Here is a 21,740-nt window from a genome sequence, read left to right on the forward strand (position 1 = left end):
GGGGCGCTGAATTACGCCTTGTGTCTGGACTTGACCGATTGCCGTCCGGCTCCCCCGCTCATTCACCTGCGGCCGGAGGAGGCCGGCGGGACGGAGTCACTGGCGCGGGAGGTGGCCGAAGCGGTCTGCATGGTCATGGACTCGCCCATCGGGCGGTTCCGGGTGTACTGCAAGCAGCCGGTCAGTCCAGAGGTTTGACCCAGTCCGCCTTGGGGCCGCCGCCTTCCCCGGTGCGCGTGTAACGAACCTCTTCCCCCTGGGTGAGCGTGCGGAATCCCTCGCGCTCGATGGCGTCGAAGTGGACGAATACTTCCTGCCCGTCCTCGTCGTCCTTGACGAAGCCGAATCCCTTGATTTCGTCGAACCACGTCACCAGGCCGCGACGTTCCATTGGGGCGCTCCAGGGCTAGATGTGCCAGTTAAAGACTAGCAGGACCGTGACGGCTCGGCAAGACCTCCCGCTCGCGGCATGGAGCCCTGACCGGAAAAGGCCTGGGTCAGGGAGAGGTCGCGGCCAGCCCCGGAGGGGAGAGGGAGGTGGCCACCCTGGGGCGCACGCCTGAGCCCGGACCGGGGCGGTAGGGGATTCCCGCCAGGGCCAGAACTTGGGGGCTGGCGGGCATTTCGTAGGCCACGCCGGCCAGCACGACCTCGTCCGAGGCGCGCACCACGCGGGCGCTTACGGCCACCGAGTCCAGCCCCACTGAGTACGTCCCGCTGAGCACGGCGTAGCCGTTGGGGCTTTTGGCGATGATATCCGAGGCGGAACGGGCCAGGGAGAATTCCCCCTCGCCCGGACGCATGGCGATTTTCGTTCCCCGCTCCTTGAGTTCCACCGGGGACAGCCCCTCTCTGGCGAGCTCGGCCATGAGCTGTTCGGAGATGACCCGGCCCAGGGTCGAGGTGGTGCCAAGGGAATCGATGTCCACGAAGGTGCTGACCAGTATCCTGGCGTCCGGGGGGATCTCCCTGGCATAGAGCGTGTCGGCCAGTTCTCCGGCCGCTTGGCGGTTGGCACGCAGTACGCAGGTGGAGACCTCGCACTGGTCCTTTTTCTCGTTGAGGCGGTTGAGGTGCTGCAGATCCTCTATGGTTTTGACGCATCCGCCGCACAGCAGGGCGACGGTCAGCAAAATGAATGCGATGCGCATGAGTCTTCCCCGGCTTAAGGTTCCGTATCCGTCTCATCGGACGGGGGCGGAAAAAGTTTATCCCGAAGGCGGGGAAGCAAGAACGATGCCCTGGAGCCGAAGGATGGGCTACAGGCGCGGGATGAGGTTTTCCAGCAGGGCGGCCAAGTCGTCCCCGGCGGCGCGGGCCCGCGCGACGACTTGGTCGATGGGCGCGGGCTCCATGCAATCGGGTAGGTTGCGATTGGTCAGGCAGGAGAGCCCCAGGATTTCCACGCCCATGTGGTGCAGGGCGATGGCCTCCAGGGCGGTGGACATGCCAATGGCGTCCGCTCCCAGCATACGGTAGGCCCGCGTTTCGGCTGGGGTTTCCATCTGGGGGCCGGGAACCTGGATGTAGACGCCGCGCTCCAGGCGCAGGCCGATGTCACGGGCCGCGTCCAGTGCGGCACGTCGCATCGAGGGGCTGTAGACACTGCACATGTCGGGGAAGCGCGGCCCCCATTCGTCCACGTTGGGGCCACGCAGGGGGGAGAAGCCGGTATGGTTGATGTGGTCGGTAAGGACCATGAGGGACCCGGGGGAGAAAAGCGGATTCAGGGCGCCGGCGGCGTTGGTCAGGATGAAGCGGTTTACTCCGGCCCTGGCCAGGGCACGGACCCCGATGGTCACTTCGGACGAGTCGTACCCCTCGTAGAGATGGAAGCGGCCGGACAGGCAGTAGACCCGCCTGCCGCCAATAGCACCGGCCAGCATCTCCCCGCCGTGGCTCTGCACAGTTGAGGCGGGGAATCCCGGGATATCGGAGTAGGGCAGGGTGTCACGCTCCAGGCGAGCGGCCCATTCGCCGAGCCCGGTGCCGAGCACCACGCCCACGGCCCCGGCATCCGGCTTCCCAAGCCTTGAAATGATTATGCTGGCGGCATGCTGGACTTTATCGGGGGTTTGCATATACAAAACGACTTCGGTTGGGTCCACGCGGTTCAGGGGGATGACGTTGTGGACGGGTTGTCAGCCACCGTGCGTCGCTTGTCAAGCGCGCGTGCAGACGAAAGGCGAACTGCATGGATATCGCGACCCTACTCGGCCTCATCGTCGGCCTGACCATGGTCATCGGCGCCATCTTTCTGGGTGGCACCATCTCCACATTCATCAATATCCCCGGTATCATGATCGTCGTCGGCGGCACTCTGGCCGCCATCTCCGTGGCCTTTCCCTTCGAGGAGGTCATTCAGGCGTTCTACGCCGGGGTGAAGATCTTCGCCTCCCGCAAGGTCCGGCCCCGCGAGGTGGTGGACATCATGGTCAAGGTGGCGGAGATCTCCCGCCGCGAGGGCCTGCTGGCCTTGGAGAACATCCAGACGGAGAACGCGGTTCTCAAGAAGTCCTGCCAGCTCATCGCGGACAACGCCGACCCCTCCATGATCCGCGACACCCTGCGCATCGAGATCACCTCCATGAAAAGGCGGCACAAGGTCGGCCAGGACGTGTTCCGTGGGCTGGCTGCCTACTCGCCGTCCTTCGGCATGATCGGGACTCTCATCGGCCTGGTGCAGATGCTGTCAAGGCTGGACGACCCCAAGTCGCTCGGACCGGCCATGGCCGTGGCCCTGCTGACTACCTTCTATGGCTCCCTTATGGCCACGCTCATCTTCCTGCCCATCGCCGGCAAGCTCCACGCGCGCACCATGCAGGAAATCCTCCACCTTGAGATCATCTTCGAGGGCGCCAAGTCCATCCTGGAGAACAACAACCCGCGGCTGGTCTACGAGAAGCTGTCGTCATTCATCGCTCCACGGGAGCGCAAATATGAAAGATGAAGACGAAGAGCTCGGTCTGGAAATAGAGGAAGAGGAAGAGCCGCAAGGCAAGGCGGGCAACTGGCTTGTAACCTACGCGGACATGGTCACGCTGCTGCTGGCCTTCTTCGTGCTGCTTTTTTCCCTGTCGACGATCGACCAGACCGAGTTCACCGATTCCTTTACCGCCATTAAAAAGGCACTGACCGGAGAGGGAGCCGAGATCGCCACCTCGCGTATCACCTCGCGCGAGGCCTCCACTTTGGTGGAGCAGATCGAGTTGCGCCGTAGCATTGAGCAGGCGCAGCGGAAGGTGTACCAGGAAGTGAGGTATCTCCAGTCCACCAAGGGGCTGGAAGGCGTGGTTTCCGCCAAGCTCGACAAAGGAAAAATCACATTGCGTCTGCCCTCCGAGGTTCTGTTCGCTTCCGGCAGCGCCCAACTCCAGCCGCGAGGCAAGGAGGTGGTGGCCCGCCTGAAATCCTTTTTCATCAAACACGCCGACCAGACCATCAATATCAAGGGGTACACGGACGACGTTCCCCCGGGACCGGGGTCGCGGTTTCGAGACAACTGGGAGCTTTCCGCCATGCGGGCCGTCAACGTGTTGCGATTCCTGGTCTCACTCGGCATTTCGCCCAACCGCATGACGGCCACCGGCTTGGCGGACCTGGAGCCGCTGTTCCCCAACAACACGCCGCAGAACAGGTCCAAGAACCGGCGTGTGGAATTTGTCCTGGAGCGCATTGTCAGCTAGACTTAGTTTGCTTGACAAATGGCCGGGGGCGTTACAAAAGGCCTGTTTGCCGCACGGCCGGGGTTCGAGGAAACCTGTTCGAGCGGCTTCGAGAACGCTTGCGGACCGGTAGAGGGAAGAAACCGCCTGAAACGGGCGGAAATACAGATCGAGTCATCCGCCAGGGGAAGGGCTTCCCCCGGCTCTTCCTTTATCCGCGTCCGCCCGCCAAGGAGTAGGAACGCGTGAGCGCGAGAAAGCACAAGGTCCTGGTGGCCAACCGCGGCGAAATCGCCATCCGCATCATCAACGCCTGCCGCAAGCTGGGGTTGGAGTTCGTGTGCGTGTATACCGCGGAAGACCGGCATTCCGGCCATGTCACCCACGCCGTGAAACATGGCGGGGACAAGGCGGCCTACCAGGTGGCCTCTTATCATGACGCCAATGAGTTGCTGGCCGTGGCCGATCATTCAGGGGCCACCGCGGTGCATCCGGGATACGGCTTCTTCGCCGAGGACTTCCGCTTCGCCCGCAGAGTGGTGCGGCGCGATCGTCCCTTGTTGTGGATCGGTCCCTCCTGGCGGGTGATCCGCGAGTTGGGCGACAAGATCAACACCAAGCGTCTTGCCCGACGTATTGGCGTGCCCACGGTGCCCGGCTCCGACCGCCCCGTGTACGACGAGATGGAAGCCGAGGAGATCGCCGAGAGCCTCTTCGCCTTCCAGGCGGAGCAGGGCCTGGAGGACGCCGTGGTGCTGCTCAAGGCATCGGCCGGTGGCGGTGGCATGGGCATCGAGGAGATCGACCGCATGGACCTGTTCCGGTCGGTCTACCGGCGGCTGCGCAATTACGCCAAGCGGCAGTTCCACGACTCCGGCGTGCTCATCGAGCAACGCATCTTCGATTTCAATCACCTTGAGGTCCAGGTCCTGGGTGAGGCCACCGGCCAGCGCCACGTCCATTTCGGCACCCGCAACTGCTCGATTCAGTCCACCGGGCGGCAAAAGCGGGTCGAGGTGGCTCCGGGGTTCGCCCCGGACGAACTGGCCTACGCTTTCGACGCCGGTCGCGTACTGGAGGATATCACCCGCCACTCCCTGAACCTGGCGGCCGAAGTGGGGTACAACTCCGTGGGCACCTGGGAGTGGATCGTCACCCCCAAGGGCGAGCCCTTCCTCATGGAGGTCAATACCCGCATCCAGGTGGAGAACGGCATCTCCGGAGCCATCTCCGCCATCAAGGGCGAGGGCCCGGTGGACCTCATCAAGGAACAGGTCCGGGTGGCCCTGGGCGAACCGCTGGGATACGGCCAGGAGGACATCGGCTTCAACGGGGTGAGCATCGAGTACCGCCTCATTGCCGAGGACCCGGACAACCGCTTCACCCCTTGGGTCGGGACCATCAACCGCTTTGACTGGCGCGACGCCCCCTGGCTGTCCGTCCTGACCCACGTGCCCCGTGACAGGGAGTACGTCATCCCCACGGAGTTCGACCCCAACCTGGCCCTGGCCATCGTGCGGGGCGACGACCTGGAGCAGGCCAAGAAGCGAGGCCGCGAGTTCCTCGACAGCCTCGTGCTCGAGGGCCGGGACGAATCAGGCGGAAGCCTGCGCTCCAACGTCGCTTTTCTGCGCGAAAAGACGGAACACCTGTTGGAATTCTAGCGAGCCGATCCATGGAACTGGATATACGCGTACGCAAGCTCCAGGAGCGCCTGGACTACATCCGCGACATCTTCGCGGGCAAGAAAAGTGACAACATCAAGGTCCTTGAGGCGCGCCTCAAGGAATACGTCGAATCCCCGGCGGAGCACTCCGTTTCCGAACAGGTCCGCAAGCTGGCCCAGCTTGAGGAGATGTTCGACTACCTGGAGACCAAGCTGGACGAGGAGCTGACGCCCATGGACAGGGTGCGCATCGTCCGGCATCCCCAGCGCATCTGCCTCAAGGACATTCTCGAAAACGTCTACGACAACTACACCGAGATCGGCGGGCAGGACGAATATTCCATTGACCCCTCCATGCTCATCGCCCGCGCCTACGTCACAAGGCGGGTGGGGAAGAAAGTCATCAACCAGCCTGTCATGGTCATCGGGCAGGAGAAGGGGCACGGCCAGGAGTTCCGCAACGGCGGCTCGGTCAAGCCCTGGGGCAACGCCAAGGCGCTGCACTACATGAAGGTCGCCGAGATCGAGAACATCCCCATCCACAGCTACATTTTCACTCCCGGGTCCTATCCCATCGAGGACTACCCCGGCGCGGCCCAGCAGATCGCCCGCAACCTCTATGAGATGTCAAAGCTGCGAGTGCCTGTGGTAGCCGTGATTTCCGAGGGCGGCTCGGGCGGCGCGGAGGCCATCGGCATGGCCGACACCAGGCTGATGCTCTCCCACGGCTACTACTCGGTCATCTCTCCCGAAGGCGCGGCGGCCATTGAGGCCAAGACCCGCCAGGGGCAACGCGTGCCGCCGGAACTCATCGAAAAGTGCGCCCGCCAGCTGAAGATAACGGCTCGCGACAACAAGGAAATGGGCTACGTAGACCGGGTCATCGGGGAGCCGCCGCTGGGAGCCCGGGCAGATCACTACGACTTTTACAAGACCCTCCGCGCCGAGATGATCCAGGCCACGAACCAGGTGGTGCTGCGCGTCAAGGGAATGAAGTTCTTCCGTTCCATGGCGCTGAAGCGGCGTTCCGGCCGCGACCCAGAGTCGGACGCCGTTTTCGTGCGCTGGACGCTCTCCTCCCGGGCCAGGGACAATCTGGTGGACAAACGCCATCAGCGCTTCCGCCGCATGGCCCAGGAAGCCTTTCAAGACAAGGGCGGCGTCTGGCAGAAGGTCTACGCCAAGGGGCAGCAGCTCTCCTGGTCGATCAACTCCTATTTCCGCTACGAATTCCTGGGCAAGCGGCGCAAAAAACTGGCCCGCATGTGGGAGGAGGTCGAGGCCGAACTCATCCTGGTTCGCGACAAGATCGGCCGTCCGTTCAAAGGGCTTTCCCGCTGGCTGGGCAACGAGACTGAAAACGGCCTCGACCCCGAAACCCAGAAGAACCTGACCCAACTGTCCACCTGGGAGGACGAGGAGAGCAGGGCCAAGGGCAAGTGGGCCTATGCCTCCCCGCGCTCCAAGGAGGACAGGACAGTGACCTGCCCCAAGGCGCAGGAAAGCGGCTGCCTGGATCTCTGGGCGCCCGACCTGTTCGGAGAGTACGCCGGCGTGTGCGGCTACTGCGGCCACCACTTCCCAATGGAGTACCAGTGGTATCTCTACAACCTGTTTGACGAAGGAAGCGTCTTCGAGTTCAACGGCCATCTCGAGTCAGGCAACCCGCTCGGCTACGAAGGACTGGACCAGAAGATCGAGCAGGCCAAGAACAAGACCGGCCTGAAAAGCGCCTGCATGACCTTTGAAGCCCGCATCGAGGGTGTGGCCCTGGTTGTGGCCATGCTGGCCGCCCCCTTCCGTGGCGGCTCTGTGGGCGCGGCCGAGGGGGAAAAGTTCATCCGGGCCGTGGAGCGGGCCAAGAAGAAACACTACCCCTTGCTGGCCTATGTGCATGGCACGGCTGGCATACGCATTCAGGAAGGCACCAACGGCGTCATCCAGATGCCTCGCTGCACCCAGGCGGTGCAGCGTTACATTGAGGACGGCGGATTGTACTTGGTGCTCTACGACACCAATTCCTACGCCGGTCCCGTGGCCAGTTTCCTGGGCTGCTCGCCGTATCAGTTCTCCATTCGCTCGGCCAACATCGGTTTCGCAGGGCCCGGCGTCATCAAGGAAACCACCGGCGTGGACATTCCGCCCGACTACCATCAGGCCCATCAGGCCCTATCGCGGGGCCACATCCAGGGCATCTGGGACCGGCGCGAGGCCAGAAAGAATCTCTATCAGGCCCTGCTGACCATGGGCGGCCGCAACCTTTATTTCCGCTAGGGAGTCCGGGGTGATCAACGTCAAGGAACTGCTGGAGGAGATCAAGGCCTCCCCCTACATTCTCATCGATATCAATGCTCCCCACACCGGCACGGTGGATTTCGCGCTTACGGAGAGCGGAGCCGATGTGCGGGGGCCGCACGGCAACTGGGGCGAAAAGCCCGGGACGCTCATCGCTTCAATGGAGCGCGAGCGCAATTCCAAGCCCATCCGCTCCCCCGAGAGCGGCGTGTTGGAAACGGTGGAGCTGGACCTGCAGGGCAAGTTCGTGGAGGCCGGAACCAAGCTTGCCACCGTACGCCATTACCTGACTTCCAAAGAAGTAATCGACATCATCCTCAAAAAAACACTGCATCTCTTTACGGCGCCGGAGCGCGCCAAGTATTACTTCGTGCCGGAAGTGGACAAGAAGATGAAGTCCTCGGGCAAGCGCAGTGTGGAAGTGCGCGATGGCATGGAGTTGTTTATTATGTCGCGCATGAAGCGCGAGACGTTGCTTCATTACAAGGGGCCCGAAGGCAAGATCTACGCGGTGTTCTTCCATCTGGGAGAGAACAAGGATCCCGGCGATCCCCTCATTGGCGTCTGCCCATCGGACCAGCTCGGGCAGATTCAGGACGTGGTCAACCGCGTCCGCAGCGAGTGGGAGGAGGAGTAGGCCTCGCCGCCTCAGTCGCCTGAAGGGCGCGCAAGCCGTGGATTGCTTTCGTGTTTCCACTTGGTGTAGTGTGACACGGCATTTCCGCTCCACCACTTCGGATTGCGCCGCTTGGCGGGTTCGGGGAGAAGCAAAGGGGTGTTTTCGGAGTGGCCGTATTTCATTGCCGGTCCTGCGGGTTGCGGAAGGAGGTCCCTGACAAGTACGTCGGCCGCGAGGTAGCCTGTCCACGCTGCGGGCACGACGTCTCGATTCTCCCTCCTGAGGAAGGCCTCCCGCGGCTCCAGCCGGCACAGCCCCCCTCTGACCCCCTAGCCGAGGGCGCGGCGGCGGCCGAGCCCCTGAAACAGGCGAAGCCCGCAAGGGCCGACGAACCTTTCAGTTCCCACGGGCGGGGCATAGATCTCTCCACAGAGCCCACACCCTCGTTCCAGGACGAAGATCGCCCCGCGGGACCGGCCATCGCCATTTCCGGGGTAGGGGAGCCGGAAACCCTTGACAGGCCTTCTCTCCTGCAAGGCGGCCTCGGTGGCAACCTGCTGGCAGGCTTGGCCAACGCTTTCATTTCGTCCATCCTTATTCTTTCCTTCGCTGTGCTGGTTTTTGGCGGCATTGTCCTTCCCGGAGATTTCGCCCACGGGTTGACCATGGTTTTCCTGGGCGGCGCGGCCGGTGCGATCATCTACGGTTTGACCTCGCACATTCCCTTCGGACTGGCTGTCCCGGCAACCGCCGCCACCGCCATGACCGCCTTCATGGTCGGACACATTCACCGGAGCATGAGTGGACTCTACACCGCCGAAGCCATGTTCCCCACCATGGCCGTGTCCGTTGCCCTGGCCGCCTTCGTCACTGGCATGCTGTTGCTGTTCGTGGGCTCCATGGGCATGGGCAGGTGGATCCGCTTCATCCCGCACCAGGTAATTGGCGGCCTGCTGGCGGGCATTGGAGTCCTGGTCGTTTTGCGCTCGGTGAGCTGGATGGCCGGCACCATGGACTGCTTCGGCGACATGGGCATGCTTCTTGGCTGGGACGCTTGCGTCAACTGGCTTCCCGGACTTGGCCTGGGCTTGGCGCTCTTTCTCGTCAGCCGAAAGGTTCGTCATCCGGCCGCTCTGCCACTGCTGTTCCTCGTCGTTCTGGCTGGTGGCGCCGTTGCTGTCCACATTTGGGCGACACCGCTCCCAGAGGCCGCCAAGGAGGGGTGGACGTTCGCCGCGGCTCCCTTCACCCCGTTCTGGAAAGTCTACACCGAGCCGTTTCTTTCCCAGGTGCGCTGGGATGTTGTGGCGGACTGCTCCGGCTATATCCTGGCTGTGGCCGGGCTTGTGCTGGCCACGGCCATGCTCAAGGTCTCGGAGCTCGATAGCGAGACCAACGGAGACTATGGCCTGGATACGGAGTTCAAGCATCTCGGCCGTACGGACATGCTCTGCGGTGTGCTGGGTGCCATGCCCGTTAATATTTCCCGAAGCCGCTCCTTGGGCGCCATGCGCACCGGGGCGGGCGGCCCGCTGGCCGCGTTGGTCACGGGACTGCTTCTGGCCGGAGCCATGGTCTACGCCGGGGCCGCCTTGCCGTACATTCCACGCTTCGTGCCGGGGGCGGTCCTTGTTTTCCTCGGGCTGCGGCTGGTGGCCCACTGGCTCGTCGATACCTGGGCGGTGTTTACCCGCAAGGACGACTGGGGCGTGCTGCTGCTCATCGCGGTGCTCACCGTGACTCTCGGGGCGCTTATGGGTGTTGCCGTGGGCGCAGCCTTGGCCATGATGATCCTTGTCTCGCGCTACGGCAGGGTGGATGTGGTCAAGTTCGCGCTCTCCGGGGCCAACAACCGCTCCAACGTGGACCGCGCGCCATCGCAACTGGGAATCTTGCGCGAGAAGGGCGACGCAATTCACATTTTGCGGCTGCAGGGGTTCATTTTCCTGGGCACAACACAAACCATTATCCGGCAGCTCAGGGACCGCATCAACGATCCGGAGCGCCATCCGCTACGGTACGCCATTCTCGACTTCAGACTGGTAAACGGCCTGGACTCGGCTGTATCCAACGGCCTACGCAAACTCAAACATCTGGCCGGGAACAACCGGGTCACGCTCATTTTCGCCTCGCTGCCCTTCGAAGTCGAACGGCAGTTGGAGGAGAGCGGATTCACGCTCAATGATCCCGACGGCTCATCGCGAACGTTCATGGATTCGGACTTCGCGTTGGAATGGTGCGAGGACCGCATTCTGGAAGCCAACGATGCCCTGGCCCTTCGCGAGAAGTCCATCCACGACATCCTTGTCAACGTTTTCCCGGAGCCTGGACTCGTTCCGGAGTTCGTCGACCAACTGGAGCGTGTGGCGGTGGATAAGGGCACCTTTGTCTTTCGCCAGGGCGACCCGTCGGACTCCATGTACTTCATCGAATCTGGCATGGTGAACATCCAGCTTGAACTGGAGGGGCACAAGATTCTGCGCTTGGCCAAGATGCGGCCAGGCACGATCTTCGGAGAAATGGGAATCTATACTGATGCTCCGCGCTCCGCATCGGTCCTGGCTGCCGAGGACTGCGTGCTCTACAGGCTGTCCCAGCACAGGCTGGATGTCATGCAGGAGCAAAATCCCCATCTCGTCTCGGTCGTCCACCGTTTCGTTGTGAACCGGCTTTCCAGCCGGGTGGCCGAGGCCAACGCAAAAATCCGCGATCTCGTGAAATAGGAGAGGTCATGGGCAAGTACCTGCAAGTCCGCGTCTCAGTCTCCACCTTCAATCCGGACGAGGTCCAGCGCGCCTGGCCCATCCTCTACGACATCGCCTGGCCCGGGGACCGCTACCAGAGCCATGAGCGTCTGGGCGTGTTGGAACTTGTTGAGCAGTTGCGCGATATTGCCGAGTTCGGTGAACTGGACAAGGATGTGAAGAAAATATTGAACGAGGAACTGCCGCGCGTCGCTCATCTGCGGCAGTTGCTGGACCTGGCCCTGGGCGACTGGAACGCGACCGAGGCGGAAAAGCTGACCACGCGGATCGAGGATGCCCTCGGGGAACTGGAAAACCGGCTGACCTCCTGATAGGTTGGCTCGCCCGCTTTCGGGCAATTAGCACAAGGAGAACATCATGGCTGGCAGCCTCAACAAAGTCATGCTCATCGGCCGTTTCGGAGCCGATCCCCAATTGCAGTATCTTCCTTCGGGGACTCCCGTGGTCAACGTGAACATGGCCACGGACGAATCGTTCAAGGACCGCCAGACGGGCGAGCGACAGGAACGCACGGAGTGGCACCGTCTGGCCATCTTCGGCAAGTCGGCGGAGTTCGTGGCCAACTACTTGAACAAGGGAGCCCTGGTGTACGTGGAGGGCAGCCTGCGCACCCGCAAGTGGCAGGACCGCGACGGTAACGATCGCTACACCACGGAGATCGTGGTGGACATGCGGGGTACTATCCAGGCCCTTGAGACCCGCTCGCAGCGCCAGCAGGGCGGCGGTTGGCAGGAACAGCCCCAGAACGGCGGCCAAGGCGGCTGGGGTGGTCAACAGCGTGGCGGTCAGGGAGGCGGCCAAGGCGGAGGCCAGGGCGGCGGACGCCAGCAGGGCCCCTCGGAAGAAGAAGATCTCGGTCCGGCCTTCCCCTCTGAGGCCTCGGGCATGGATGACGTGCCCTTTTAAAATAGTTGCCCGTCACGACGATAAAAAAGGCGGCTTTCTTGCCTAGATTTCGAAGAGCATTTCCAGGTCGTCGCGGGTGAGGGACTTCCAGGAGTCCTGGCCCGGGATGATGGCGTCGGCGATTCCTTTCTTCTGTTCCTGCAGTTTGAGGATCTTCTCTTCCACCGTGTTCTGGCAGATCATCTTGTAAGAAAAAACTTGGCGGGTCTGGCCGATGCGGTGGGTTCGGTCCGTGGCCTGGGATTCCACCGCCGGATTCCACCACGGATCGTAGTGGATGACGTAGTCGGCGCTGGTCAGGTTCAGGCCGGTGCCGCCCGCCTTGAGCGAGATGAGGAAGATGGGGATGTCAGGATCGGAGTTGAACCGTTCCACCTGCTCGAAGCGGTCCTTGGAGGCGCCGTCGAGGTAGGAGAAAGGAATCTTGTTGATGGACAGCCAACTGCGGATGATGTGCAACATCTGAACGAACTGGGAGAAGACCAGCACTTTGTGGCCTTCCTCGATGACCTCGGTGACGAGGTCCTTGAAGGCGTCGAACTTGCCCGAGGGCAGGTTGGTGGAGACGCCCGGCATGTCAAGCTTGAGCAGTCTGGGGTGGCAGCAGATTTGCCGCAGCTTGAGCAGCGCGTCCAGGATGGACATCTGGGACTTGGCCATGCCCTTTTCGTCCACCGTGGCCATGACCTGATCCTTCAGCTTTTTGGCCAGCGAGGCGTAGAGCTCCATTTGCTCGGCGGACAGCGCGCAATAATGAGTGGTCTCCACCTTGGGCGGCAGGTCCTTGGCCACCTCGGACTTGGTGCGCCGCAGGATGAAGGGCTTCACCCGACCGCGAAGGTAGTTCAGGGTGTCCTCGTCCCCGTCCTTGATCGGCTTGACGATGCTCCGCTGGAAGGCGTGCTGTGAGCCCAAAAAGCCCGGCATGAGGAACTCGAACAGGCTCCACAACTCGAAGAGGTTATTCTCGATGGGGGTGCCGGAGAGGCAGATGCGCACCTTGCCGCTGAGCTTACGCACCGAGCGTGCGGTGATGGTGTTGGGGTTCTTGATGTTCTGCGCCTCGTCCAGAACAATGGCGCTGAACTCGTGTTTCTGCAACTCGTCGAGGTCGCGCCGGAGCAGGGCGTAGGTGGTCAGCACCACGTCAGAGGAGCCAATCTCCTTGAACATGCCCTCGCGCCGCGCCCCATAGACCATGAGAGCCTTCATTTCCGGTACGAATTTTTCGCATTCCCGCTGCCAGTTGGGCAGCACCGAGGTGGGCACCACGATCAGGCTTGGGCCCTCCATCTTGTTTTCCTTGAGGTGCTGCAAAAAGGAGAGGGTCTGTACGGTCTTGCCCAGGCCCATTTCGTCGGCCAAAACGCCGCCGAAACCATACTGGCGCAGGAAGTTGAGGTAGGAAAGCCCCTGCGTCTGGTAGGGGCGGAGAGTGGCGTTGAGGTTTTTGGGCGTTTTGACAGGCTCGATCTGTTTGAAATTGTGGATTTTATCTCGAAGGGAGTTCCAGAAGGAGTCGGTGTGCACCTCGTCGAGGTCTTCGACGAGCTTGTCCAGAACCGGGACCTCGTATTGCTTGAAGGTGTTCTTGGGCGGCTTGTCCGGGTCGTAGCCCATGGCCCGCAGCTTGTCGGAGAGCTTCTCCAGCCAGGATTCGGGCAGGGAGGTGTAGGAGCCGTCCTTGAGCTGGACGTAGCGTTTGCCCTCGGTCCAGGCTTTCCAGATCTTGTCGATGGGCACCTTCTGGCCGTCGTAGTCCACCGAGAGGTCCAGGTTGAACCAGGCGTTGTCCTCGTCCTCGGTTTCGATTTCGGCGGTGACAACGGGTTTGGAGAGCCGCACCTTGTAGCGGCTGAGGTTCTGCTCGCCGTAGACGCGATAGGTTTCAACCAGTTTGGGGTAGGCGTCCAGCAGGAAGGCGATGGCTTCCTCGGGCTCCAGGAACCAGTTGGCGTTGTTTCGCGCCTGGAAATTCATGTCCTGCAGCAGGGTGATGAGTTCGGATTCGGCCTGCTGGTCGCGCCGCAGGAGGTAGGATTTGCCCTCGAAGGCATAGCTGCCGGTTTGCAGGTCCGGGTTGGGGCCGGGCAGGACGACTTCCGTGTGCTCGGTTTCGTAGACGTTCTGGATTTGCAGGGTGAGCAGGCTGCCTTCTTCGTCCAGGAACAGCTTGGGGTTGTATTGGGCGGGAACGAAGATGGGGGCCATGCGCTCCAGAAATACCTCCTGACCATGGATGTCCGAGGAGGGGAGCTGCGTCCAGACGCGGTCCAAAAACTCCGAGATGTCCGCGTGGGGCACCACCGGATCCTGGTCGATAATTTCCTTGATCAGGCTGGAGGAGAGCCCCGTTTGAACGGGGTAGAAGGTTCCCTTGCGCAGAACCCACAGGGGAAGCTGCCCGTAGAAATACAGTTCCGAGCCTTTGATGGAGAAGGGGGGCTTTCCCTCGGCGCCGAGCATGATATCGAAGCGCAGCCCCTCTTCCTCGTCCATGATGGGGGTGAGCCGTAGCCGCATGGTCTTGCGCTGCACCCGTACGGGCTGTTCCGTATCGCGTAGAAAAAGGTAGTATTCGTCCTTGATTGCCCACAGGAACCAGGTGACAAGCCCGGGCGGCAGCTCCACTCGGTGGCCCATGTAGTCAAGGTAAGCGCCGATCTGCTGGGCCACGTCCGCCAACTGGGGCGAAGCGTCGCACCAGCCGGGGTTTTTGACGATCTGCTCCAGGGTGACTTCGTTCTGCACCTGGGAGAGGCCTGATTTGTTCTGCCGGGCGCGGAAAAAGGCCACCTGAAGGCGGTCGGGCTCGGGGTAGAAGCGGTAGACGATGTAGTGGCGGCCCGGTTCGGGCTCGTGCTCCGAGGCGAAGAATCCGCGAAAACTCTGCCTCCAGTCGGCGCGCGGCTTGACCGGCTCTTCACCCTTGCCGCTCTCGCCGAGGCTCTTGAGGAGCTTGAGAGCGCCGGCCCCGACATGCTTGCAGACGCCGGAGAACTGGTCCGGGCAGTTACAGAAAAACGTCACCGTCCCGTCGGCCAGGTTGAGGCCTATCTCAGCGGAGTAGCTCTGGAAGTCGTCACCCTGAACCTGGGCGTCGATATCCCAGAAGTTCTCCCGCTTGTTCAGGGAGAGCTTGCGGACACCGCCGCTTTCAAGGATGGACTGGGAACCCTCCAGGATGTACTCAGGGATGGTGTCGTTGATGAATCCGTCGAGGATTTCGCCGGCTCGGGTCTCGTCCTGGGACATGAATGGCAGCCTTTAACTCTCCGCGGTGGCAGGCAGGGGGGCGCGGGCGGCCCATGCCGTGCGCGTATTGGCAGCCGCGGGAAAGATCAGTATCATCTAATCAAAATTACCGGCCCTTTCAAGCTGGGGGTGAACATTTTTCCACCCCGGCAAGCCAATGGACAGCCTTGTTGCCAAAGTCATTCCTTCACGTTTTCCTGCTTTTCTGCATGCTTCTCGCCGCCGGATGTTCCGATGAGCCTGAACGGTCCGCCACGCGGGCCGATCAGCCTTCCTCGTTGCCGTCGGAGCCCCAGTACGGTGGCCGGCTCGTGCAACCGACCCTCGGCGAGCCGTCCAACCTCATCCCGTTTTTGGCCACGGACGCGTCTTCTCATGAGGTGGCTTCGCACATCTTTGTGGGCCTGCTGCGCTACGACAAAAACATCGAACTCGTCCCCTGGGCGGCCGAGTCCTATGAGGTGCTGGACGATGGCAGGAAGTTGCGCTTCACCCTGCGCAAAGACATTCGTTGGGCCGACGGCCGTCCCCTCACGGCGCGCGACGTGGAGTTCACCTACCGTTTGCTCATAGACCCGGAGACGCCCACCGCCTACGGTGATGATTTCAAGGCCGTCTCGAAGTTCACGCGCACGGGACCTTACTCCTTCGAGGTGACATATGACAAGGTCTATGCCCGCGCCCTCGTTTCCTGGGCGCAGGACATCATGCCCAAGCACCTGCTGGAAGGGGAGGACCTCATGGCCACCGAGTTCTCCCGAAAACCGGTAGGCGCTGGCGCATATACGCTCGATTCGTGGACCGCGGGGAGCCGCTTGGTGCTGGAGGCGAACCCGGACTATTTCCTTGGCCGTCCCTACCTGGATCAGACCATCTACAAGGTCATTCCGGACTTGGGAACCCAATTCATGGAACTGAAGGCGGGAAACCTCGACTTCATGGGCCTCACGCCCAAGCAGTATCTTTTTCAGACGGACGGCCCCAAGTGGGAGAGGGATTTTAGCAAGTACAAGCATCTCTCCTTCGGCTACACGTACCTTGGCTACAATCTGCGCAGAGAGATGTTCCAGGACAAGCGGGTACGGCAAGCCCTGACCTACGCCATCGACAAAAAGGAACTGGTCAAGGGCGTTCTTTTCGGGCTGGGCAAGCCGGCCATGGGGCCTTACAAACCGGGCACCTGGGTCTACAACGAGAAGCTTGAACCATACGGGTACGATCCGGACAGGGCGCTGGAAATGCTGGCAGAGGCGGGCTGGCGCGACCGCGATGGCGACGGGTTGCTGGACAAGGATGGCCGTCCCTTCGCCTTCACCATCCTAACCAACCAAGGCAACTCCCAGCGTATCAAGACCGCCCAGATCATCCAGCACCGCCTGGGGGAGATAGGCATTCGGGTTGAGGTGCGCACAGTGGAGTGGGCCGCCTTCATCAAGGAGTTCGTCAACAAGGGCAACTTCGACACCATTCTGCTTGGCTGGAATATCCTCCAGGACCCAGACATACACGCCGTCTGGCATTCCTCCCAACATTCCCCGGACGGCCTGAACCACACCTTTTACGCAAACGCGGAACTGGACGAATTGCTGGTGGAGGGCCGGCACACCCTGGACCAGGCCGAGAGGAAAAGGATATACGACCGGGTTCAAGAGATACTCCACGAGGACCAGCCGTACTGCTTTCTCTACGTGCCGTACAGTCTGCCCGCGGTTCACTCCCGGTTCCAGAACATCGAACCGGCTCCGGCGGGGATTACGTACAACTTCGAGCGCTGGTGGGTGCCCCAATCCATGCAGCGATTCGCCAGAACCAGATAGAGCGCGCCACGCCATGATCCGCATCAACGAGATCATCGACAAGATATCCGGTTATCTGCCCGAAGCCGACCTGGCCCTCATCCAGAAGGCCTACGTCTTTTCCGCCTCGGCCCACGAGGGGCAGACGCGTCTTTCCGGCGAGCCGTACCTGTCCCACCCCCTTTCCGTGGCCGACATACTGGCTGACATGCGTCTTGACGAGGCATCCATCGCCGCCGCGCTTCTGCACGACACCGTGGAGGACACCAAAGTCACCATCGGGGAAGTCCGCAAGAAGTTCGGCAACGACGTGGCCCACATCGTCGAGGGCGTGACCAAAATTTCCAGGATGGTCTTCGAGTCCAAGGAGGACGCCCAGGCGGAGAACATCCGCAAGATGATCGTGGCCATGTCCGAGGACATCCGCGTGCTTATGGTCAAGCTGGCCGACCGGTTGCACAACATGCGCACCCTGGAGCACATGCGCCCCGAGAAGCAGCGTGCCGTGTCCCAGGAGACCATGGAGATATACGCCCCGCTGGCCAACCGGCTCGGACTGTATCGCGTCAAGCGGGAACTGGAGGACCTGTGCCTGCACTACCTCAAGCCGGAGGCGGCCAAGCAGCTCAAGCGCAGCGTCGAGCAGCACCAGACCGTGGGCAAGGAGTATGTGGACAAGCTGACCTCCCTGCTGGAGGACATGCTCAAGACGAACCAGATCGAAGGGAGGGTGCAGGGCAGGACCAAGCATCTCTATAGCATCTACAACAAGATGCTCCAGCAGGGGCTGACCTTCGATCAGGTCTACGATCTCATCGCCTTCCGGGTCATCGTCCACTCCATCAAGGACTGCTATGCCGTCCTCGGGCTTGTCCACGCCACCTGGCGGCCCGTTCCGGGCAAGTTCAAGGACTACATATCCATGCCCAAGGCCAACATGTACCAGAGCCTGCACACCACGGTCATCGGGCCGGACGGCGAGCGGGTGGAGATACAGATCCGCACCGAGGAAATGCACCGCATGGCCGAATTCGGTGTGGCCGCCCACTGGCAGTACAAGGAATCCGGCAAGGGCATGAAGACCAAGGACCTGGAGAAGTTCACCTGGCTTCGCGAGATCGTGGACTGGCAGAAGGAGACCAAGGACCCCAAGGAGTTCATGTCGTCCCTGCGGTTCGACCTGTTCTCCGACGAGGTCTACGTGTTCACCCCGCGAGGTGACGTGAAGGAGCTTCCCGAGGGCGCCACTCCGGTGGATTTCGCCTATCTCATCCACTCCGAGGTGGGCGACCACTGTTCCGGGGCCAAGGTCAACGGCAAGCTCTCCCCGCTTTCCACCAAGCTCAAGAATGGCGACACGGTGGAGATCATCACCAACACCTCCCGCCATCCCAGCCGCGACTGGCTGGAGTTCGTCAAGACAGGCAAGGCCATCTCCCGCATCAAGCATTTCCTGCGCACCGAGGAACGGGAACGTTCCATCGCGCTGGCCAAGGAGATGCTGGAGAAAGAGGGCCGAAGGTTGGGCATCAATTTCAACAAGGTGCTGCAGTCCGGCGACCTGCAGCCCGTGGCCGAGGAGTATTCCTACAAGACTGTGGACGACCTGCTGTCTGCGGTTGGCTACTCCAGGCTGACCCCCAAGAAGGTGCTTAACCGGCTGCTTCCCAAGAACACGGAGCCTGAGCCCGAGCAGCAGCCGCAGCCGACCCAGGAGGAGGCCAGGCAGCGCCCCTCATCCGACAAGGTCCGCATCAAGGGCGTGGACGACGTGCTGGTTCGCTACGCCCAGTGCTGCGACCCTCTGCCGGGCGAGCCCATCGTGGGCTACATCTCCCGAGGCAAGGGCGTCACGGTGCATACCGCGGACTGCCCCAACGTCAAGAACTTCGAGGCCGAGCGGGTCATGCCCATCGCCTGGGAGGGGGAGGAGGACAAGCCATATCCTGCAAAGATATCCATCAAGGCCCGCAATCTCCAGGGTGTGCTGGCCCAGATCGCGGATATCCTGGCCCAGCAGGGTGTGAATATCGACTCCGGCACCTTCCTCTCCAACGAGGACAACACATCGGACATCGTTTTCAAGGTGGAGGTTCGAGACCGCGCGCATCTCTACGAGACCATCGACCGCCTCTCCGCCCTCGACCAAGTGTTGGACGTGTCGCGCATGGTCCTGGCTTGAAGCGACGCCGAGAGGCCTTAGGGACGGCCCCATGCGGGATTGTGGCAAGGAGGACGGACCACTCTGTCCGTCCTCGGAAAAGAACGCTGACGATTTTTGCACGAAAAAGGGAAAAAACGGCTCGTTGCCGTCACCCAACGGTCTCATTCTTGACACGTGAACTGAATCGGGTACAAAGGCTTGCTCCGTTCGGGGGGAACGGAAATCCAGCGCTCAACGCCACGAAGGATTCCAGACCATGGCGCCGATGATCGAAATCAAGTCGTTGAACAAGTGGTTCGGCGAGTTCCACGTTCTCAAGGATATCACCGATACGGTGGAGCGCGGCGAGGTGATGGTCATCTGCGGTCCCTCCGGGTCCGGCAAGTCCACTCTCATCCGCTGCATCAACCGCCTGGAGGACTACCAGCGCGGCCACGTCCTCATCGAGGGCAAGGACGTCAAGGACCCCGACGTCAACCTCAATACCCTGCGCACCGAGATCGGCATCGTTTTTCAGCAGTTCAACCTCTATCCGCACCTGTCTGTGTTGCGCAACGTCACCCTGGCTCCCACCAAGGTCAAGAAAGAGCCCAGGGCCCAGGCGGAAAAGACCGGCATGGACCTTCTGGAGCGGGTGGGCATCCACGACCAGGCGCACAAGTACCCGGCCGAGCTTTCCGGCGGGCAGCAGCAGCGGGTGGCCATCGCCCGCGCCCTGGCCATGCGGCCCAAGATCATGCTGTTCGACGAGCCTACCTCCGCCCTTGACCCGGAGATGATCAACGAAGTGCTCAACGTCATGAAGAGCCTTGCCCGCGAGGGCATGACCATGCTCTGCGTGACACACGAAATGGGCTTCGCCCGGGAGGTGGCCGATCGCGTCACCTTCATGGATTCCGGAGAAATCATCGAGCAGGCCGCGCCGCATGAGTTCTTCAGCAATCCACGCCACGAGCGGACCAAGGCTTTCCTCAAGGAAATCTTGTAGGACGGCCACCACCTTCAACGAGAGGAGGATCGCCATGCGCAGAATCACCACCATCTTCATCGCCGCACTGCTGGTCGTCGGACTGGCCGCCGTGGCCTCGGCCGACAGGTTGCAGAACATTAAAGACCGCGGAACCCTGATCTGCGGGGTCAAAGACTCGGTCTACCTGTTCGGCTTCGTCAACGAGGACACCAACCAACTGGACGGCTTCGACGTGGACATCTGCAAGAAGTTCGCGGACAAACTGGGTGTGGACGTGGAGTACAAGACCGTCACCTCCGCCACCCGCATCCCGATGCTGACCCAGGGTTCCATCGACGTGGCCGCCGCCACCATGACCCACAAGTTTTCCCGTGACGACGTCATTGACTTCTCCATCACCTACTTCATGGACGGCCAGAAGCTTCTGGTGAAGAAGGATTCCGGCATCCAGTCCACCGACGACCTGGCCGGCAAGCGGGTGGGCACCGTCAAGGGCTCCACTTCCGAGAAGAACATCTCCCAGGCCCAGCCCGAGGCCAAGGTCATCTCCTATGACGAGTATCCCCAGGCTTTCCTCGCCTTGAAGCAGGGCAAGGTTCATGCCGTGACCACCGACTCCGGCATCCTGGCCGGTCTGAAGATGAGCGACGACAATCCCGACAACTGGGCCATCGTCGGCCCCTACTTCTCCGCCGAACCCTACGGCATCGGCGTGCCCGAGAACCAGTCCAACCTGCGCGACTTCATCAACAAGTCCCTGGTCGAGATGTGGAACTCCGGCGAATACCACGAGCTCTACAAGAAGTGGTTCGACACCGAGCCCCAGGGCTGGGAGATGACCACCTGGCCCATGTAAGGCCGGGTCTCACCGAATGAAATCGTGAGGGGACGCCCCCTGGGCGTCCCCTCATCTTTGCCAGGAGCGGCGCGTGAACTACGAATTCAATTGGGAACTCGTCCTCACGGGGGAATACGGTCAGTGGATCGTGGAAGGTCTGATCAAGACCCTCCAGATTTCATCCGTCTCCATCGTGTTCGCCATGCTGCTGGGCACTCTAGTGGCCGTGTTCCGCATGACCCATTTCAAGCCCCTGCAGTGGATCGCCCTGGCCTTCACCGAGTTCTTCCGCAACACACCGCTTCTGGTCCAGATTTTCTTTTGGTATTTCGGCTCGTACTCCATTTTGCCCAATGTTGTGAACGAATGGCTCTACGACCACAATTTCGAGTTCGCCTCGGGCGTCATCGCTCTTTCGGTCTACACCTCGGCCTTCATCGCCGAGGAAATCCGCTCCGGTGTGAACTCCATCCCAAAGACGCAGTTGGAGGCCTCGCGGGCCTGCGGCCTGTCATTCATCCAGGCCATGTCCTACGTCATTCTGCCCCAGGCCTTCCGCATCATCATCCCGCCGCTCATCAGCCAGTTCCTCAACCTCATCAAGAACTCCTCCCTGGTCATGACCATTGGAGTCATGGAACTGACCTATATGGCGCGGCAGATCGAGTCCTACACGTTCCATGGGTTCGAGGCGTTCACTGTGGCCACCCTGATCTACATCTGCATTTCGCTGGTGGTCTCGTTCCTCATCACCCAGTACAACAAGTATTTCATGCGCCAGGTGCAGTACTAGGAGCGTCC

At 61.5% G+C, this 21,740-nt stretch carries 18 protein-coding genes; 14 read left to right on the top strand and 4 right to left on the bottom strand.

Annotation, left to right across the window (positions count from 1 at the left end; all coding sequences use genetic code 11):
- Window positions 1-198, top strand: a 198-nt coding sequence (locus N911_RS18375; RefSeq protein ID WP_035104162.1) for a tautomerase family protein, incomplete at its 5' end; no start/stop codon positions are given.
- On the opposite strand, the gene N911_RS0100315 is transcribed toward N911_RS18375, so the two are convergent.
- The 3 genes from N911_RS0100315 to N911_RS0100325 all read right to left on the bottom strand — a co-directional run bounded on the left by N911_RS0100315 (window position 182) and on the right by N911_RS0100325 (window position 2,081).
- The gene (locus tag N911_RS0100315) at window positions 182-391 is read right to left on the bottom strand and encodes a cold shock domain-containing protein (protein WP_029893278.1); all 210 of its coding nucleotides are present in this window, start codon (window positions 389-391) and stop codon (window positions 182-184) included. The genes N911_RS18375 and N911_RS0100315 overlap by 17 nt on opposite strands.
- Window positions 392-497: 106 nt before the next feature.
- Window positions 498-1,151, bottom strand: a complete 654-nt coding sequence (locus tag N911_RS17225) for a FlgO family outer membrane protein (protein ID WP_051693757.1) — start codon at window positions 1,149-1,151, stop codon at window positions 498-500.
- A gap of 108 nt (window positions 1,152-1,259) precedes the next feature.
- Window positions 1,260-2,081, bottom strand: a complete 822-nt coding sequence (locus N911_RS0100325) for a purine-nucleoside phosphorylase (protein WP_029893282.1) — start codon at window positions 2,079-2,081, stop codon at window positions 1,260-1,262.
- Between the two features lie 113 nt (window positions 2,082-2,194).
- Here N911_RS0100325 and N911_RS0100330 point away from each other — a divergent pair, with 113 nt between their 5' ends.
- The 8 genes from N911_RS0100330 to ssb all read left to right on the top strand — a co-directional run bounded on the left by N911_RS0100330 (window position 2,195) and on the right by ssb (window position 11,916).
- A complete protein-coding gene (locus N911_RS0100330; RefSeq protein ID WP_029893284.1) occupies window positions 2,195-2,950 on the top strand; it encodes a motility protein A in 756 nt (251 codons plus the stop codon).
- A complete protein-coding gene (locus N911_RS0100335; RefSeq protein ID WP_029893286.1) occupies window positions 2,940-3,686 on the top strand; it encodes an OmpA/MotB family protein in 747 nt (248 codons plus the stop codon). Before N911_RS0100330 ends, N911_RS0100335 begins: the two co-directional genes overlap by 11 nt.
- Before the next feature lie 224 nt (window positions 3,687-3,910).
- Window positions 3,911-5,329 (top strand): biotin carboxylase N-terminal domain-containing protein, encoded by a 1,419-nt coding sequence (locus N911_RS0100340; protein ID WP_029893288.1) that lies wholly within the window; start codon window positions 3,911-3,913, stop codon window positions 5,327-5,329.
- A gap of 11 nt (window positions 5,330-5,340) precedes the next feature.
- Window positions 5,341-7,605 carry a carboxyl transferase domain-containing protein gene (locus N911_RS0100345; RefSeq protein WP_029893290.1) on the top strand — a complete coding sequence of 755 codons (2,265 nt, stop codon included), beginning with the start codon at window positions 5,341-5,343 and terminating at the stop codon, window positions 7,603-7,605.
- 10 nt (window positions 7,606-7,615) lie between these two features.
- Window positions 7,616-8,263, top strand: a complete 648-nt coding sequence (locus N911_RS0100350; protein ID WP_029893292.1) for a hypothetical protein — start codon at window positions 7,616-7,618, stop codon at window positions 8,261-8,263.
- A gap of 149 nt (window positions 8,264-8,412) precedes the next feature.
- Window positions 8,413-10,968, top strand: a complete 2,556-nt coding sequence (locus tag N911_RS0100355; RefSeq protein WP_035104165.1) for a cyclic nucleotide-binding domain-containing protein — start codon at window positions 8,413-8,415, stop codon at window positions 10,966-10,968.
- 8 nt (window positions 10,969-10,976) lie between these two features.
- Window positions 10,977-11,321 carry a hypothetical protein gene (locus N911_RS0100360; RefSeq protein WP_029893296.1) on the top strand — a complete coding sequence of 115 codons (345 nt, stop codon included), beginning with the start codon at window positions 10,977-10,979 and terminating at the stop codon, window positions 11,319-11,321.
- Window positions 11,322-11,367: 46 nt separating this feature from the next.
- The gene (ssb, locus tag N911_RS0100365; protein WP_029893298.1) at window positions 11,368-11,916 is read left to right on the top strand and encodes a single-stranded DNA-binding protein; all 549 of its coding nucleotides are present in this window, start codon (window positions 11,368-11,370) and stop codon (window positions 11,914-11,916) included.
- Window positions 11,917-11,958: 42 nt separating this feature from the next.
- Here the strand turns inward: ssb and N911_RS0100370 are convergent, their stop codons facing one another.
- Window positions 11,959-15,171 carry a DEAD/DEAH box helicase gene (locus N911_RS0100370; protein WP_029893300.1) on the bottom strand — a complete coding sequence of 1,071 codons (3,213 nt, stop codon included), beginning with the start codon at window positions 15,169-15,171 and terminating at the stop codon, window positions 11,959-11,961.
- 209 nt (window positions 15,172-15,380) lie between these two features.
- Here N911_RS0100370 and N911_RS0100375 point away from each other — a divergent pair, with 209 nt between their 5' ends.
- The 5 genes from N911_RS0100375 to N911_RS0100395 all read left to right on the top strand — a co-directional run bounded on the left by N911_RS0100375 (window position 15,381) and on the right by N911_RS0100395 (window position 21,732).
- Window positions 15,381-16,988, top strand: coding sequence for a peptide-binding protein (locus tag N911_RS0100375; RefSeq protein ID WP_051694277.1), 1,608 nt, complete (start codon window positions 15,381-15,383; stop codon window positions 16,986-16,988).
- A 13-nt stretch (window positions 16,989-17,001) separates the two neighbouring features.
- Window positions 17,002-19,149 carry a RelA/SpoT family protein gene (locus tag N911_RS0100380; RefSeq protein WP_029893303.1) on the top strand — a complete coding sequence of 716 codons (2,148 nt, stop codon included), beginning with the start codon at window positions 17,002-17,004 and terminating at the stop codon, window positions 19,147-19,149.
- Between the two features lie 247 nt (window positions 19,150-19,396).
- On the top strand, window positions 19,397-20,119 hold the full coding sequence (locus N911_RS0100385) for an amino acid ABC transporter ATP-binding protein (protein WP_029893305.1): 723 nt from the start codon (window positions 19,397-19,399) through the stop codon (window positions 20,117-20,119).
- A 34-nt stretch (window positions 20,120-20,153) separates the two neighbouring features.
- A complete protein-coding gene (locus N911_RS0100390) occupies window positions 20,154-20,957 on the top strand; it encodes an ABC transporter substrate-binding protein (RefSeq protein ID WP_029893307.1) in 804 nt (267 codons plus the stop codon).
- A 73-nt stretch (window positions 20,958-21,030) separates the two neighbouring features.
- Window positions 21,031-21,732, top strand: a complete 702-nt coding sequence (locus N911_RS0100395; protein ID WP_029893310.1) for an amino acid ABC transporter permease — start codon at window positions 21,031-21,033, stop codon at window positions 21,730-21,732.
- Window positions 21,733-21,740: the final 8 nt, after the last annotated feature.

Source organism: Desulfohalovibrio reitneri, from assembly GCF_000711295.1.
Taxonomy (GTDB): domain Bacteria; phylum Desulfobacterota; class Desulfovibrionia; order Desulfovibrionales; family Desulfovibrionaceae; genus Desulfohalovibrio; species Desulfohalovibrio reitneri.